Origin of the sequence: Algoriphagus marincola DSM 16067 (genome assembly GCF_000429405.1) — a bacterium.
GTDB lineage: Bacteria > Bacteroidota > Bacteroidia > Cytophagales > Cyclobacteriaceae > Algoriphagus > Algoriphagus marincola.
In genome coordinates, this window is record NZ_AUBU01000006.1 from 369,711 (window position 1) to 384,488 (window position 14,778).

10 protein-coding genes are annotated in these 14,778 nt (G+C 42.9%); 7 read left to right on the forward strand and 3 right to left on the reverse strand.

What is annotated here, in order from left to right; all coding sequences use genetic code 11:
* Positions 1 to 9 precede the first annotated feature (9 nt).
* Together G457_RS0110145 and G457_RS0110155 are read left to right on the forward strand one after the other, a co-directional pair.
* Positions 10 to 1,227 (forward strand): hypothetical protein, encoded by a 1,218-nt coding sequence (locus tag G457_RS0110145; RefSeq protein ID WP_026946381.1) that lies wholly within the window; start codon positions 10 to 12, stop codon positions 1,225 to 1,227.
* Between the two features lie 83 nt (positions 1,228 to 1,310).
* Positions 1,311 to 2,354 carry a DUF4221 family protein gene (locus tag G457_RS0110155; protein ID WP_026946382.1) on the forward strand — a complete coding sequence of 348 codons (1,044 nt, stop codon included), beginning with the start codon at positions 1,311 to 1,313 and terminating at the stop codon, positions 2,352 to 2,354.
* A 15-nt stretch (positions 2,355 to 2,369) separates the two neighbouring features.
* On the opposite strand, the gene G457_RS0110160 is transcribed toward G457_RS0110155, so the two are convergent.
* The 3 genes from G457_RS0110160 to G457_RS0110170 all read right to left on the reverse strand — a co-directional run bounded on the left by G457_RS0110160 (position 2,370) and on the right by G457_RS0110170 (position 5,271).
* Positions 2,370 to 3,941 (reverse strand): Rne/Rng family ribonuclease, encoded by a 1,572-nt coding sequence (locus G457_RS0110160; RefSeq protein WP_026946383.1) that lies wholly within the window; start codon positions 3,939 to 3,941, stop codon positions 2,370 to 2,372.
* Positions 3,942 to 4,130: 189 nt separating this feature from the next.
* The gene (locus G457_RS0110165; RefSeq protein WP_026946384.1) at positions 4,131 to 4,943 is read right to left on the reverse strand and encodes a tetratricopeptide repeat protein; all 813 of its coding nucleotides are present in this window, start codon (positions 4,941 to 4,943) and stop codon (positions 4,131 to 4,133) included.
* A gap of 19 nt (positions 4,944 to 4,962) precedes the next feature.
* Positions 4,963 to 5,271 carry an HU family DNA-binding protein gene (locus G457_RS0110170; protein ID WP_024284423.1) on the reverse strand — a complete coding sequence of 103 codons (309 nt, stop codon included), beginning with the start codon at positions 5,269 to 5,271 and terminating at the stop codon, positions 4,963 to 4,965.
* Positions 5,272 to 5,416: 145 nt separating this feature from the next.
* On the opposite strand from G457_RS0110170, the gene mutY reads away from it, so the two are divergent.
* From mutY to G457_RS0110195, 5 genes are all read left to right on the forward strand, one after another.
* Positions 5,417 to 6,487: an A/G-specific adenine glycosylase gene (gene mutY, locus G457_RS0110175; RefSeq protein ID WP_026946385.1), complete on the forward strand. Its 1,071-nt coding sequence runs from the start codon at positions 5,417 to 5,419 to the stop codon at positions 6,485 to 6,487.
* A gap of 38 nt (positions 6,488 to 6,525) precedes the next feature.
* Positions 6,526 to 6,996 carry a single-stranded DNA-binding protein gene (locus tag G457_RS0110180; protein ID WP_026946386.1) on the forward strand — a complete coding sequence of 157 codons (471 nt, stop codon included), beginning with the start codon at positions 6,526 to 6,528 and terminating at the stop codon, positions 6,994 to 6,996.
* Between the two features lie 61 nt (positions 6,997 to 7,057).
* Positions 7,058 to 8,407 carry a gliding motility-associated protein GldE gene (gene gldE, locus G457_RS0110185; RefSeq protein ID WP_026946387.1) on the forward strand — a complete coding sequence of 450 codons (1,350 nt, stop codon included), beginning with the start codon at positions 7,058 to 7,060 and terminating at the stop codon, positions 8,405 to 8,407.
* Between the two features lie 373 nt (positions 8,408 to 8,780).
* The gene (gene gltB / locus G457_RS0110190) at positions 8,781 to 13,271 is read left to right on the forward strand and encodes a glutamate synthase large subunit (RefSeq protein WP_026946388.1); all 4,491 of its coding nucleotides are present in this window, start codon (positions 8,781 to 8,783) and stop codon (positions 13,269 to 13,271) included.
* Between the two features lies 1 nt (position 13,272).
* Positions 13,273 to 14,751, forward strand: coding sequence for a glutamate synthase subunit beta (locus G457_RS0110195; RefSeq protein WP_026946389.1), 1,479 nt, complete (start codon positions 13,273 to 13,275; stop codon positions 14,749 to 14,751).
* Positions 14,752 to 14,778 lie beyond the last annotated feature (27 nt).

Below are 14,778 nucleotides of genomic sequence, written 5' to 3' on the forward strand. Positions count from 1 at the left end.
CTTTTAGCTATGAATTCCAATCCGGATAGTAGCAGAAAGAATGAGGAGCTCTCCTGGCTCGAGCAGTTGCAGCGAAATAGCTGGGAGCCGGAGGTCATTATTTCAGGTATCATCTTGGCCTTTTTGTTTGCCTTTCCATCTCGGGTCTATGAATTCGCCGCCTTTTTGATTCAGGAAGCCGGGGTAAACAGTATGTTGAGTTGGCTCATTTTAATTTACTTGACGGCCATTATCAGTGTGTTTAAGATTTTTTTTGTGGTTCACTTGGCTCTTCGGTTTATGTGGGCAGGATTGCTGGGACTGAGTTATGCGTTCCCGAAAGGAGTAATTCAGGAGCGGCTTTTCAAGACTGGTCAAGGCTATGATTACCAGCAGCCTGACTCCATGGTGCTTCGGTTGGAGCGGATCTGTAGTAGCACTTTTGCTTTTCCTGTGTCCCTATCCATCATTTTTTTAATTATCACATTATACCTAGGGATATTGGTGGCAGTGTATCTGTGGTTGGATTTTACCTTTATTCAGATCTATCTCTTTTTCATGATTACACTACTTGTTTTTGCTCTACTGATGATGACAAAAAAGAAGACCAAATTCAAGTCTTGGTATTCTACTTCGATCGTTTCTTCCATTTCTGCGATCTATCAGAGTAATATTGGAAAGTGGTACTCCATCGGCTATATCTTGTTGATTTTTATACTTGCTGCTCCTATCATCGTGACTGATGTGAGAGACTTCACCTTGTTTTTTAACGAGCGAAATATGCTTGATCATGAAGTAGAGTGGCCTGCCAAGAATCTGTATTTTGAATCAGATCACAATGCGGGGAAGCGTTTCCCAAGAGCTTTTCTAGCCAATGAGGCAGTTGAAGGTCAACATTTACGATTGGGAATAGCACGATATGAAGGGGATCAAAAGATGATGGAAATCATCAATAGAGACTTTTCTTCTAGCCTTGATTCCTTGGGTTGGCACGAACTAAATCAGACAGCGGATCTTCACCGAATCTATGTGAATGATTCGCTTATTTCGGTCAATGGCTGGGCCAAGTACCGCCTTGCAGGAGCAGGACAGCGGGTTTATCAGTCCCTGCTTGATGTCAGTTTTTTAGCTCCCGGTCGATATCAAATCCGAGTAGAAAAGTTGATGCTGAGAGATCCCTTATTCGGAAGTGATACGGACTTGAGAGTGTTGGAAAATTGGTCAGTTTTTGAGTTTATCAAACTTTAATCTTTGAATTTATCAAACTAACTATGATAAGAAAAATTATTGCTGGGGTACTCTGTGCCGCAATTACTTTTTCATGCTCAACCATGGAAAAGAAAAGTCAAAACTTCAATTTTGAAGATTTGGTGACGGATACCTTGGTATTGGAAAAGGATGAAGGCGTAGCCAATATTTCTCAGTCACTGACTTATATGGAGACAGACTCCGGAGCTTATTTATTCGATTTTCAAAATAGGCAATTGCTTGCATGGAGCTTTCCAGAAGGCAAGAAAGTGTTGGAGCAGTTTTATATGCGGGAAGGTCCAGATGGAGTAGGGGATAGTCCCTTCAAACACCTTATTACCAAAGAAGGAATCTTTGTTATAGATGCGGAGACCAAGTTGATTCAGGCAAATTTCGAGGGAGAAGTAGTTTCCCGATGGCAATTGCCAGGTGTTCCATCCGAACGGCTGTATGTGAATTATACTACCGTTCCCAATAATCCAATTTCCAAAACCGGAAATCAATTGCTTATCGCAGATGTCCCTTTCGTTTTGAAGGAGGAAATTATGGATTATCAAAACTGGATCTTGCGATATAATCTCGATGATCAGACCAGCAGTCACATTTCTTTTTCTTTTCCAGAAAAACTCAAGGAGTACTATGATGATCCCAATCTTGGACCTTACAGTCATTACTATAATTCTACAAGTGGGGATTTATTAGTCTCCTTTTCTGTCATGGATAGTTTGCTTGTGATATCTAAAAACAGAAGCCAATGGGTGGATGCATCAACCGATGAGCGGCTTGAAATTTTAAAAGGAAGAACAGAGCAGCAAGGTGAGTATACGGTGTTTTTGCCGGACCATAACTCAGGTAGGTATGTTTGGGTAACTTTTGATCCAGTGCAAAAAGTGTATCTGAGGCAGGTAATTACGGGCCTCTGGCCAGAGGCTGTGCGTGAAATAAAGGGCCCTTACAAGGTGAAATTGGTGGTGCTGGATGAAGATTTCGAAAAACTAGGTGAAGTCGATATGCCTGAAAATCGAAATGGCTTTTCTACGCCTGTTGGATTCTATTATTCCATTGGAAATTTAGGAGTAGAAGAAAAAGTGGGTTTTGTAAGACTGGATTTTTCAAAAATGAAATGATAAAAAAAGCGAGACCTATTCAGTCTCGCTTTTTACTTTTAGTTCTATTTCCTCTCCAGATTCATCTTCGAATCTGTATTCCGTCACCGGTAGGGAAGAGTCTTTGATCAGTTTTATCCATTTGTAATATTTGAAAAACCACTTGACCCTTCGGCTCATGATGCCTTGGGTAAAGTAGGCATGCAGATATGGATGCAGTCCGATTTGGACTTTAGCTATATTCTGCATAGTCAGCAGGTGCTCCAGGTCTTTCTCCAGTTTGTCCGCCACCAAAATGGAAGCTTGAATCTTGCCGGTGCCATTGCAGGCAGGGCAAACTTCTTTAGTGACAATATTGACCTCTGGACGAACACGCTGACGGGTGATTTGCATCAATCCGAATTTTGTCAGCGGTAGCACGGTGTGTTTGGACCGGTCTGCCTTTAGCTCGTTTTTCATCGCATCGTAGATGGCCTTTTTGTTTTCGGCCCGCTTCATATCGATAAAATCGACTACGATGATACCTCCCATATCCCGGAGGCGGAGCTGTCTTGCGATCTCTTTGGCTGCAACCATATTGGTCTTCAAAGCGGTAGATTCTTGGTCGCTTTCCTGATTGGATTTATTGCCACTATTGACGTCAATGACATGGAGCGCTTCTGTGTGCTCAATGATCACATAGCCTCCTTGTGGTAAGCTGACCGTCTGTCCAAACAGACTTTTGATCTGTTTTTCGATCCCAAAACTTTCAAATAATTTAGCTTTACCGTTGTAAAGCTTGACAATTTTTTCTTTTTCAGGAGCTATTGTCCTGATGTAGGATTTAATCTGATCGTAGGTAGATTCTTCTTCTACGGTGATTGCATCGAAGGATTCATTGAGCAGGTCTCTCACTAGTGAGGAGGCCATACTCATCTCTCCAATAATTTTGTCGCGACTCTTGGCTTTTAGCAGCTTTTTCATCCCTTCTTCCCAATTGTTGAGAAGGTTTCGAAGGTCTTTGTCCAGTTCGGTGACTGATTGACCTTCGGCCACAGTACGGATGATTACTCCGAAGTTGGCAGGTTTGATAGAAGTGATAAGCCTCAAAAGCCTTTTTCTCTCGTCACTGCTCCGAATTTTTTTGGATACATTGACTGTATCTGAGAATGGAACGAGAACGAGGTAGCGACCAGGAAGAGAGAGCTCACAAGATAGTCGGGGGCCTTTCGTTGAAATAGGTTCTTTGACAACCTGTACGAGCACTTGGTTATTTTTAGACAGGATGTTAGAAATCTTTCCAATCTTGTCTATTTCCGGCTCGTTTTCAAAGCCCTTCAGGTTGTAATTCGAATAATTGTTGTTGCGCACCATTTTAGTGAACTTCTGCAAGCTTCGAATATTGGGACCCATGTCTTGGTAGTGAAGGAAGGCATCTTTTTCGTAGCCGACATCAATGAAAGCTGCATTCAGCCCATTGACTATTTTCCTTACCGTGCCAAGGTAGATGTCTCCTACTTTAAACTGATTGTCTACACCTTCTGAGTGCAGTTCAACCAAGCTTTTGTCCTGAAGGAGGGCAATCCGACTTCCGTTTTGAGCAGAATCAATTAACAATTCCGTACTCAAAATCTAGTCTTATACTATGTAAATGAACGTGTGTTTTTGTCTAAAAACGGGTATAAGAAGAAGTGTATTACTTCTTCTTATGTCTGTTTTTTCTTAGTCTTTTCTTACGCTTGTGCGTAGAGATCTTATGTCTTTTTCTTTTTTTTCCGCAAGGCATAGTCTTGTTGTTTTAAAGTGATACAATTTTATTTAGAGCCTATCCAGGTAGCTTTGCACACTTTCCAGAATCATCGCATCCTGTGTCATGTCCTTCACTGCTTCGAATTGAGCCCTTGCTTTATTTCTTTGATTGGCTTCGAAATAGCTTACACCTAAGTAAAACTGCCCCTGAAGATTGTCAGGGTGATAGTTAATGAGCTCCTCAAATCGCTCCACGGCCCGCTTATACTGTCCGGACTGCATGGATAGGATGCCCATATTGAAAAGCGCATCTTCATTTTGAGGGTCTTCTTCCAGAATCTCCCGAAGCATCATAATGCCTTGCATGGGATTGGAAGATGACACATAGGTCATGGCTATTTTTGATTTCAAATCACTGCGTGCCGGATCGTTTTCCAGCACAGTGCCGAGATACTCTCGGACGAGTTGGGCGGTAGCTTCGACTTTATCAGGATTCAAGGCAAAGGTAAAAGCCTCAAAATAGGCATTACCGGTTTTTTCGTCCCAAGAAATCTCATCAGATCGCTCTGCCGCCAAAGATAGAAAATACCCCGCACTGTCGTACAAGGATTTTTCTTTGTAAAGTTCAGCCATTTGCTCCAGTTCTTCCAGGGAAATTTCTTCACTGCTTACTTTGGATCGCAACACAGCAAGACTTCTTTCGGCTTCCTCACTTAACTCTGCCTCATGCATAGCGGCAGGGTCGGAAGCAGTTTCAGCAGAAGACTGTGCTGTAGCTGTTTCAGCTTGCCCCTCATTGTCCACGACGAATTTTGGGAGGGAATAAAGCCCTGCAATTGCCAAAAGGCCGACGACAATGAGGATAAGCTGTGTTTTTTTCATTTCAAATTTCTCCTAAGACCTATTCTTGTGGAGCTAATTCTTTAATTTTGTCACTGCTTTTGATCTTTTCGATAAACACCTTTGAAGGCTTGAAAGCCGGGATGTAATGCTCATCGATGACAATGGCAGTATTTTTAGAAATATTTCTAGCGATTTTTTTCGCTCTTTTCTTGTTGATAAAGCTACCAAAGCCTCTTACATAAATGTTTTCGCCTTCAGCCATGGATTCTTTGACCACGCTGAAAAACGCTTCAACTGTCTGGGTAACATCATCCTTTTGGATCCCGGTCATGTCCGAGATTTTGGTGATTACTTCTGCTTTTGTCACGGTGATTTAGATTTAGAAATTATTAAATAAGCTTAACAACCTATTAACCAAGTGTTTTTGGGACTGCAAATGTACGAGAACCTGCTCAATTAAAAAACAAATCCATAAAAATTAACCAGTTTTGTGCTGGACCTATTCTTAGCAAATGAATTTTAAATCAACTGATAATCAAGTCTTTTCAAAAGAAATTCTCAAGTGGTATCGCGCAAATCCAAGAGAATTACCTTGGAGAGGCACCACTGATCCCTATAAAATTTGGCTTTCGGAAATCATTTTGCAGCAAACCAGAGTGGCGCAAGGCCTACCTTATTATTACAAGTTTGTGGAACAGTATCCTACGGTCAAAGATCTGGCAGAGGCGCCTGAGGAAGAAGTGCTGAGACTATGGCAAGGGTTGGGATATTACAGTCGGGCCAGAAACCTACATTTTTGTGCCAAGCAAATCTGGTTTGAAAGGGCAGGAGAGTTTCCCAATTCGTATTCGGAGCTTTTAAAACTTAAAGGGGTGGGGACCTACACGGCAGCGGCGATAGCGAGTTTTGCTTTTTCTGAAGCCAAAGCGGTAGTAGATGGAAATGTATTCCGGGTGCTTGCCCGAGTTTTCGGGATCGAAACAGACATTGCCAGCGGAAAAGGGAAGCGGGAATTTCAGGAATTGGCCGATCAGTTGATCCCTCAGGACAATCCCGCTGAATACAATCAGGCGATGATGGATTTTGGGGCAAGGCTTTGCGTGCCCAATAAACCCGACTGTGCGAATTGCCCGATTCAAGGCTCTTGCTTTGCCTTCAATAATCAACTCGTCAATGATCTTCCAGTCAAAATCAATAAAACTAAAGTTCGGGACAGGCATCTTCATTATTTTGTCATTCGCTGTGGAGAAAGTTGGGTCTGGAAAAAACGTAGCTCCGGAGATATCTGGGAAGGCCTGTTTGATTTTCCGCTGATCGAAAAGGAGAAGGATTCGCTAGAAGAAGGCTTAGCCATTCCGCTGAAAGCTGGTGAACCAAAGAAGTTTCCCAAAAAATACCGACATATTCTGTCACATCAGCGCCTGCATGCAGAATTTTCCGAGATTGAAATTCCAGATGAAAACCGTTCGAGTCTTGAGAATTGGGCTGAGCAAGAAGGATATCTATTAGTAGAGGAGGAAAAAATCGAATACCTCGCTAAGCCCAAGTTGATTGTTAATTTTTTGACCGATCAGGGCTTTTGATTAACTTCAATTTTCAATCAAAAACAAGCAAATAAATCATGGCAGGAGTTAATAAAGTTATTCTTTTGGGAAATCTCGGTGCGGACCCAGAAGTCAAGTATTTAGAAGGAGATAATGTGGTAGCCAATCTTCGACTCGCAACCACAGAGTCTTACAAAGACCGAAACGGAAACCGGGTGGAACAGACCGAATGGCATGATTTGGAGCTTTGGGGCGGACAAGCGAAAATTGCCGAGCAATACCTTAAAAAAGGAATGCAGCTCTATGTAGAAGGAAAAATAAAGTCTGATACCTGGCAAGACCAAGAGGGGAATAACCGGAAGCGGACCAAGATTCGTGTGCTAAGCTTTACCATGCTCGGTTCCAAGTCAGATAATCCGGGCGGAGGAGCCCCTGGAGGCTATTCTGAAAATAAACCTGCTTCAAATCCAATGGCAAATCAAACAAAAGCCGAGGCAGCACCAGATATCTCAGCCCCGTCCGACGATGATGATGATCTTCCGTTTTAATTCAATCCCCTGAAATATTCAGGGGATTTTGTAATTTTGCACTAACCATCGTGTTTTGTCCATGGACGACCCTTACCCGAGTGCCTACTTACTCGCTCAAATCGCTGAAATCAGCCCTACTTACCTCCTAATCAACGGAGTGATTTTTATCCTTTTGCTTATTTGTTCTGCCCTGGTATCAGGTTCTGAGGTTGCTTTTTTCTCATTAAATAATGACGACCTCGATGATCTGTACAATCAAGATACTCCGAAAAGCAAGACAGTTCTTGATTTGCTCAAGCGTCCGAAGGTATTACTGAGCACCATATTGATCCTGAACAACATGATCAATATCGCCATTGTGACCCTGACAACCTTTGTGGTGTGGACTATTTTCGGGATGAATACCACTGGCATCATTGTCATATTGGTACAGACCGTCGGAATTACATTTGCCATTGTGTTTTTTGGGGAAATCGTCCCTAAGGTCTATGCCAATAAAGCTAGAAAGGAATTTAGCCTTGGAATGGCCCCAACCATGAATCTTTTTGCTTCTGTATTGAAGCCAATTTCCATTTTCTTAATGTCCATCAGCAACCTTATTGAGAGACGGATTGAAAAGAGAGGTTACACGCTTTCGGTGGAGGAATTGAATCAGGCTTTGGAGCTTACCACGGAGGATACCCCTACTGAGGAGCGTGAGATCTTGAAAGGTATCGTGAATTTTGGAACGCTTACGGTGCGTCAGGTGATGCGAAGCCGAATGGAAATCACAGCTGTCGATACAGAGATGGATTTTCATGAACTCATGGATAAAATCAATAAAAGTGGCTATTCCAGAATCCCGGTTTTTCATGAGACTATTGACAATATTCAGGGGATATTATACATCAAGGACCTATTGCCTTACATCGAGCGGGATGAGAATTTTGCTTGGCAAGAGCTTATCCGGAAGAGTTTCTTTGTGCCCGAAAACAAAAAGGTTGATTCCCTCTTGAAGGATTTTCAACAAAAGCGGGTGCATATGGCCATCGTCGTCGATGAATATGGCGGCACTTCAGGTTTGGTGACTTTAGAGGACTTGATTGAGGAAATCATAGGAGAGATCAATGATGAGTTTGATGATGCCGATGACTTTTTCTTTAAGGAGCTTGATCCTCAGACCTTTATTTTTGAAGGAAAGATTTCATTAAATGACTTTTGCAAAAAGCTCGAGCTTGACTCACAGATTTTTGATGAGGTAAAAGGCGAAAGTGAATCTCTAGGAGGCTTATTACTTGAGCTGAACAGTAAACTTCCCAAGAACGGCACCAAAATCGGTTTTGAAAATTTTGAATTTACCATCTTAGCTGTAGATACTCGTCGAATCAAGAAAGTCAAAGTCCACATCAGACATAGTGAGAAGGATGGGATAGGTGAGAATATTGATTGAGCTTAATTCGGCTTATTTCCATTTTAGCAAAATAAAATTTTGTTGAATAATTAGACTGTACTCAGTTTAAGAAGTCATCTGATTATTTGTAGATAAATTTTTTTTAAAAAATCACCAATAAACCTGTTTGTCTGACTAATTTGATTTTTTTCCAAAAACTGGTTTAATTTTTACCCGTATTTTCCAAAAAATAGATCAATTTATTGAAATTGGGTTTATTTTTTATTTAAAAATTCAATTGCCGAAAATTCAAAAAAAATTGATTTTCTAAAAAATAAATCACCTATAAAGGTGATCTATTGCCTTTATTTTAAAAAAAGGAAATTTTTTAGTAATTTTTCGAAAATTTTGAACCTATTAAATCGTAAAATATATGCAAAATGGAATGTACCGTCCCGATCTGGAACATGATTCCTGTGGTATCGGAGCGGTGGTGGATTTGACAGCTCAAGCGACGCATGAAACGATCAGTGATGCGTTGTTTATGTTGAGCAATATGGAACACCGGGGAGGAAGAGGCTCAGATCCCAAAACGGGAGACGGAGCAGGGATTTTGATCCAAGTCCCGCACGATTTTTTGAAGGATATCACAGCAAGGACGGAAATAGAATTACCAGAAAAGGGTTCTTATGGAGTGGGGATGACTTTTTTTCCCAGAAATAAGCAGCTTTTTCAGAAATCAAAAGCACAGCTCAATACCATCATCGATGAGCTTGGATTTGAGCTGATAGGCTATCGGCCAGTACCCGTTGATGAGACTGTACCGGGTTCAGGCGCTTTGGAAGTGATGCCAAATATTGAGCAGCTTTTTGTCAAGCATAAAAAGGGACTCACGGGATTGGATTTGGAGCGTAAATTATATGTTTTACGAAACCATGCGACTACTCATATCAATCAGAATATTCCGGGTGTAAACCAGTCTTTTTACTTTGCTTCGCTGAGTAGCAAAACACTTATTTATAAAGGGCAGCTTCGTACAGATCAAGTTTTACCTTTTTACAAAGATCTACAGAATAGCAAGATCGAATCCGCATTTGCGATCGTACACTCCAGGTTTTCTACCAATACCTTCCCAAATTGGCGTCTGGCACAGCCCTTTAGATGCTTATCCCATAATGGAGAGATTAATACCATTCGGGGAAACCTGAATAAAATGAAGTCCAAAGAGACGCTGATGAAGTCTAAGTTCTTCTCGGACGAAGAGCTTCAGATGCTGATGCCGATCACCAATAAGTTGAATTCGGACTCAGCTAATTTGGATGCCATGGTCGAGCTGCTGTCACTTTCCGGAAGGTCCATTTCCCATGCCATGATGATGCTCGTGCCGGAAGCTTGGCAGGACAATGAGGTCATGGATAGAGACCGAAAGGCTTTTTATAAGTTTCATGCCTCCTTGGTTGAGCCTTGGGATGGTCCGGCAGCACTCTTATTCACCGATGGGGAAAATGTAGGTGCGACCTTGGATCGAAATGGACTTCGCCCACTTCGTTATTTCATTACGAAAGACGAGCGATTGGTGCTTTCTTCCGAAGCTGGAGCTTTGCCTATCCGGGAAGCTACCATTGTTCAAAAGGGAAGAATCAGTCCCGGGAAAATGATTTTGGCAGACCTGAAACAAGGAAAAGTAAGATTTGATGAGGACATTAAGTCTGAAATCTGTCAGAGTCAGCCTTATGAAAAATGGGTCAATGAACAGCGAATTAAGCTGCGTCTTGAGCCTGATCCGGAGGTCTTGACTCATCCATACTCCACTGAAAACATCAAGAAATGCCAAACAGTCTTTGGGTACACTTCCGAGGAACTCAAAGTGGTCCTTGCTCCCATGGGAGGTAATGGGCAGGAAGCGTTGGGGTCGATGGGGGCAGATACTCCTTTGGCGGTTTTGAGCAAGCAGAGCCAGCATATCGCTAATTATTTCAAACAGCTTTTTGCGCAGGTTAGTAATCCGCCGATTGATCCGATAAGAGAGCGATTGGTGATGTCTCTTTTCACCAGAATTGGGGAAGGTTACAATATTTTAGAAGAAAGTCCGCAGCACACCCGGCAGATCCATATTTCTCAACCGGTACTGCTGAATGAGTCTCTTGAGAAGATTCAAAACATGGAATCTCAGGGCTATCGTTCCGAGAAGCTGTTTGCACATTTTAAGGCAGATCATCAGCCGGGAAGACTACTTGAGGCCTTGGATAGCCTTTGCAAAGCAGCTGAAGAAGCCATTGCAGCGAAAAAAAATATTCTCATTATTTCTGACCGAAACAGTGATGAAGAATGGGCTCCTATTCCTTCTTTATTGGCTATTGGAGCAGTTCATCATCATTTGGTGAAAAAGAAAATCCGGACCAAGGCTGGATTGGTCTTAGAGTCAGGTGATATTCGAGAGACGCATCACTTTGCGACAGCGATTGGATATGGTGCTTCGGCCATCAATCCATATCTGGCATTGGAATCTTTACTTTCCATGTATGAGAAAGGACAATTCCCTGAGATCAAAGACCGAAAGGCGCTTTTCTCAAATTATCAAAAAGCCATTGGCAAAGGATTGCTAAAGGTGCTTTCGAAAATGGGAATCTCTACGCTTCAGTCCTATCAAGGAGCTCAGATTTTCGAGGCGATTGGATTGGGGCCTGAGGTGATTGATCGATGTTTCAAAGGGACTATTTCCCGAATTTCCGGAGTTTCTTTTGATGAGCTTGCGGAGGAGGTTTTGATTCGTCATCGAGCAGCTTATCATAGTAATAGCCCGATTTTGGAAACGGGAGGGGTATATCAATGGAAGCGAAAGGGAGAAAAACACTTATTCAACCCTGAGACGATCCATTTGCTTCAAAAGTCTACGAGACTGAATGATTACGGTATTTACAAAAAATTTGCATCTAAAATCAATGAGCAAAGCAAGGATGCGCTGACTTTAAGAGGGCTTTTTGAGTTCAAGAAGCGAATTTCTATTCCGATCGAAGAAGTGGAGCCTGCAGAGTCCATTTTGCGTCGCTTTGCTACTGGAGCCATGTCCTTTGGTTCGATTTCCCATGAGGCTCACACCACCTTGGCGATAGCCATGAACCGGATTGGTGCGAAAAGTAATTCGGGTGAGGGAGGAGAAGACGAAATTCGATTCGAGCGTAAAGAAAATGGTGATTGGGAACGATCTGCTATCAAGCAGGTGGCCTCAGGTCGTTTTGGAGTGACGAGTAACTATCTGGCAAACGCAGACGAATTACAAATTAAAATGGCCCAAGGAGCCAAGCCAGGTGAAGGAGGTCAACTTCCGGGGCATAAAGTAGATGATTGGATAGGAAGAGTGCGCCATTCGACTCCTGGTGTTGGATTGATTTCCCCGCCGCCACACCATGACATTTATTCGATTGAAGATTTGGCTCAGTTGATCTATGATTTGAAAAATGCCAATCGAAAGGCTCGAATCAATGTGAAATTAGTTTCCCAGGCCGGTGTTGGTACTGTTGCTGCGGGTGTAGCAAAAGCAATGGCAGATGTCATTTTGATCTCTGGAGCTGATGGAGGTACGGGTGCATCGCCACTTTCATCCATTCGCCATGCGGGCCTACCTTGGGAACTTGGGCTTTCTGAAGCTCATCAAACCTTGGTGAAAAATAATCTTCGGAGCCGAGTTGTATTGCAGACTGATGGTCAGGTCCGTACAGGAAGAGATTTGGCAATTGCTACTTTACTTGGTGCAGAAGAGTGGGGTATTTCTACCGCTGCTTTGGTGGTCGAGGGCTGTATCATGATGCGAAAGTGTCACCTGAACACTTGTCCTGTTGGAATTGCTACACAAAACCCGGAGTTGAGAAAGCTATTTACCGGGGATCCTGATCATGTGGTGAATTATTTCCACTTCCTAGTCCAGGATCTTCGGGAAATCATGGCCTCTTTGGGCTTTGCCACGGTGGATGAAATGGTTGGTCAAAGTCATGTCCTTCAGTCTACCGGACATCTGAATCACTGGAAGTGGGACAAAGTAGATTTATCACCGATTTTCCACAAAGTGGAGGTGCCCGATCATGTAGGTATTCACAAGCAAATCGATCAGGATTGGGACTTGTCCGAAGTATTGGATACCAAGCTAATTGAATCGGCAAAACCTTCTTTAGAGCAGGGAATTCCGGTCACAGGGGCATTTCAAATCAAAAATACAGATCGTGCCGTGGGAGCGATGCTTTCCAACGAAATTTCCAAAATCTATGGCAGTCCCGGTTTACCGGATGATACGATTCAGATCAAATTCACCGGATCCGCAGGACAGACATTTGGAGGTTTTTTGACCAAAGGAGTCAGCTTTGAATTAGAAGGAGAGGCTAACGACTATTTCGGAAAAGGACTCTCCGGAGGAAGATTGACAGTCTATCCAAGCAGAAATGCCCGATTCAAACCAGAGGAAAATATCATCATCGGTAATGTGGCTTTTTACGGAGCGACTTCTGGGGAGGCATTTATCAATGGAAAGGGTGGGGAGCGCTTCTGCGTGAGAAATTCCGGAGTAAAGACCGTCGTGGAAGGAATCGGTGATCATGGTTGTGAATATATGACCGGTGGACTGATGATTAACCTTGGCGAGGTAGGACGGAATTTTGCTGCAGGTATGAGTGGAGGAATCGCCTACATACTTCAAGATTTTATCACAGAAATCAACCCTGAATTAGTGGATGTAGATCCGCTTACCAAAGAGGATATAGAGACCATCCAATCGTTCTTGAGAAAGCATGTGAAGCTTACTGGTAGTCAGCTTGGTCAAGTATTTCTAGACGATTGGGAAAAGCAAAGCCTGAAATTCATCAAGGTAATTCCGAGGGATTACAAGGCGGTATTGGAAAAAAGAGCAAAAGAACAATCAAAAACATTGGCATAAGATGGGAGCGAAAGAAGGATTTTTACAATTTCAGCGAGAGCTGCCAATCAGTAGAGACCCCAAAGAGCGGGTTGGAGATTATAAAGAAATCTATGAGGACTTTCCTGAGGAAAAGCTCAATCATCAAGCAGCACGCTGTATGGATTGCGGTATTCCCTTTTGTCATCAGGGCTGTCCGCTGGGAAATGTAATTCCGGAGTTTAATGACGCGGTTTACAATCAAGAATGGGAGCAGGCAATTCAAATTTTGAAAAGCACGAATAATTTTCCCGAGTTTACAGGGAGAATCTGCCCCGCTCCATGTGAGGCAAGTTGTGTTTTGGGGATCAATAAGGACCCAGTTGCCATCGAGTTAATCGAGAAGAATATTGCCGAAAAGGCTTATGAATTAGGGTTGATTCAGCCTAATCCTCCCCAAACCCGAACTGGAAAGCAAATAGCGGTGATTGGCTCGGGACCGGCGGGACTGGCAGCAGCCGATCAGCTTAACCAAGCGGGGCATGAGGTTACTGTTTTTGAAAAGGATGCAAAGCCGGGAGGATTGCTCCGATATGGGATCCCGGATTTCAAACTTGAAAAGTGGGTAATCGATCGCCGCATCGATTTGATGAAGCAGGAAGGTGTGATTTTCATTTGCAATACCGATGTGGGTTTCAATATCAAGGCAGAAAATATTCTCCGAAATTTTGATGCAGTTTTGATTGCTACGGGAGCTCAACAGCCGCGTGCACTGAATATCAAAGGATCTGACCTAAAAGGAGTCCACTTTGCGATGGATTTTCTTGGAAAACAGAATCAGGTAATCGGAGGAGAAATCCAGGAAAACCCAATTTCTGCAAAAGGAAAGCATGTCTTAGTAATCGGTGGTGGCGATACCGGAAGTGACTGTATAGGTACCTCCAATAGGCATGGAGCAGCTTCGATCACACAGTTGGAATTACTTCCCAAGCCACCCAAGCAGCGAACTGTTCTCAATCCTTGGCCGGAGTGGCCGATGACTTTGAAGACTTCTAGCTCCCATGAGGAAGGAGCTGAGCGAATTTTCTCCATCCTTACCAAAGAGTTTATTGGAAATGAGGACGGGGAAGTCACCGGTCTGAAGTTAGTGGATATCGAATGGATGGAGAAAGATGGTAAAATGACCTTTGAAGAAATAGCCGGAACAGAGAGAGTGGTTCCATGTGATTTGGCATTCTTGGCTATTGGTTATACCGGACCTGCCCAAAATGGTCTTTTGGAAGCTTTTGGAGTAGATACCATGGAAAATACCCTTCCAAAATCCAAGAATTACCAAAGCAGCAACTCAAAGGTATTTCTAGCTGGAGATATGCGAAGAGGTCAGTCTTTAGTAGTCTGGGCAATTTCAGAGGGAAGAGAGGCTGCTGTGAAAGTGGATGAATTCCTGATGGGAGAATCATCTCTTCCTCAAAAAGACGAGTCTTTCTTCCATGTGGAGGATGAGATTGCTGGAATTGAATAGGTTCAGATTCAAATTTGAATCTTTAAA

Excerpts from the sequence above, each read along its gene's own strand:
- G457_RS0110145 (WP_026946381.1), top strand. The coding sequence starts at position 10 with ATGAATTCCAATCCGGATAGTAGCAGAAAGAATGAGGAGCTCTCCTGG.
- G457_RS0110155 (WP_026946382.1), top strand. The coding sequence starts at position 1,311 with ATGGAAAAGAAAAGTCAAAACTTCAATTTTGAAGATTTGGTGACGGAT.
- G457_RS0110165 (WP_026946384.1), bottom strand. The coding sequence starts at position 4,943 with ATGAAAAAAACACAGCTTATCCTCATTGTCGTCGGCCTTTTGGCAATT.
- mutY (WP_026946385.1), top strand. The coding sequence starts at position 5,417 with ATGAATTTTAAATCAACTGATAATCAAGTCTTTTCAAAAGAAATTCTC.
- G457_RS0110180 (WP_026946386.1), top strand. The coding sequence starts at position 6,526 with ATGGCAGGAGTTAATAAAGTTATTCTTTTGGGAAATCTCGGTGCGGAC.
- gldE (WP_026946387.1), top strand. The coding sequence starts at position 7,058 with ATGGACGACCCTTACCCGAGTGCCTACTTACTCGCTCAAATCGCTGAA.
- gltB (WP_026946388.1), top strand. The coding sequence starts at position 8,781 with ATGCAAAATGGAATGTACCGTCCCGATCTGGAACATGATTCCTGTGGT.
- G457_RS0110195 (WP_026946389.1), top strand. The coding sequence starts at position 13,273 with ATGGGAGCGAAAGAAGGATTTTTACAATTTCAGCGAGAGCTGCCAATC.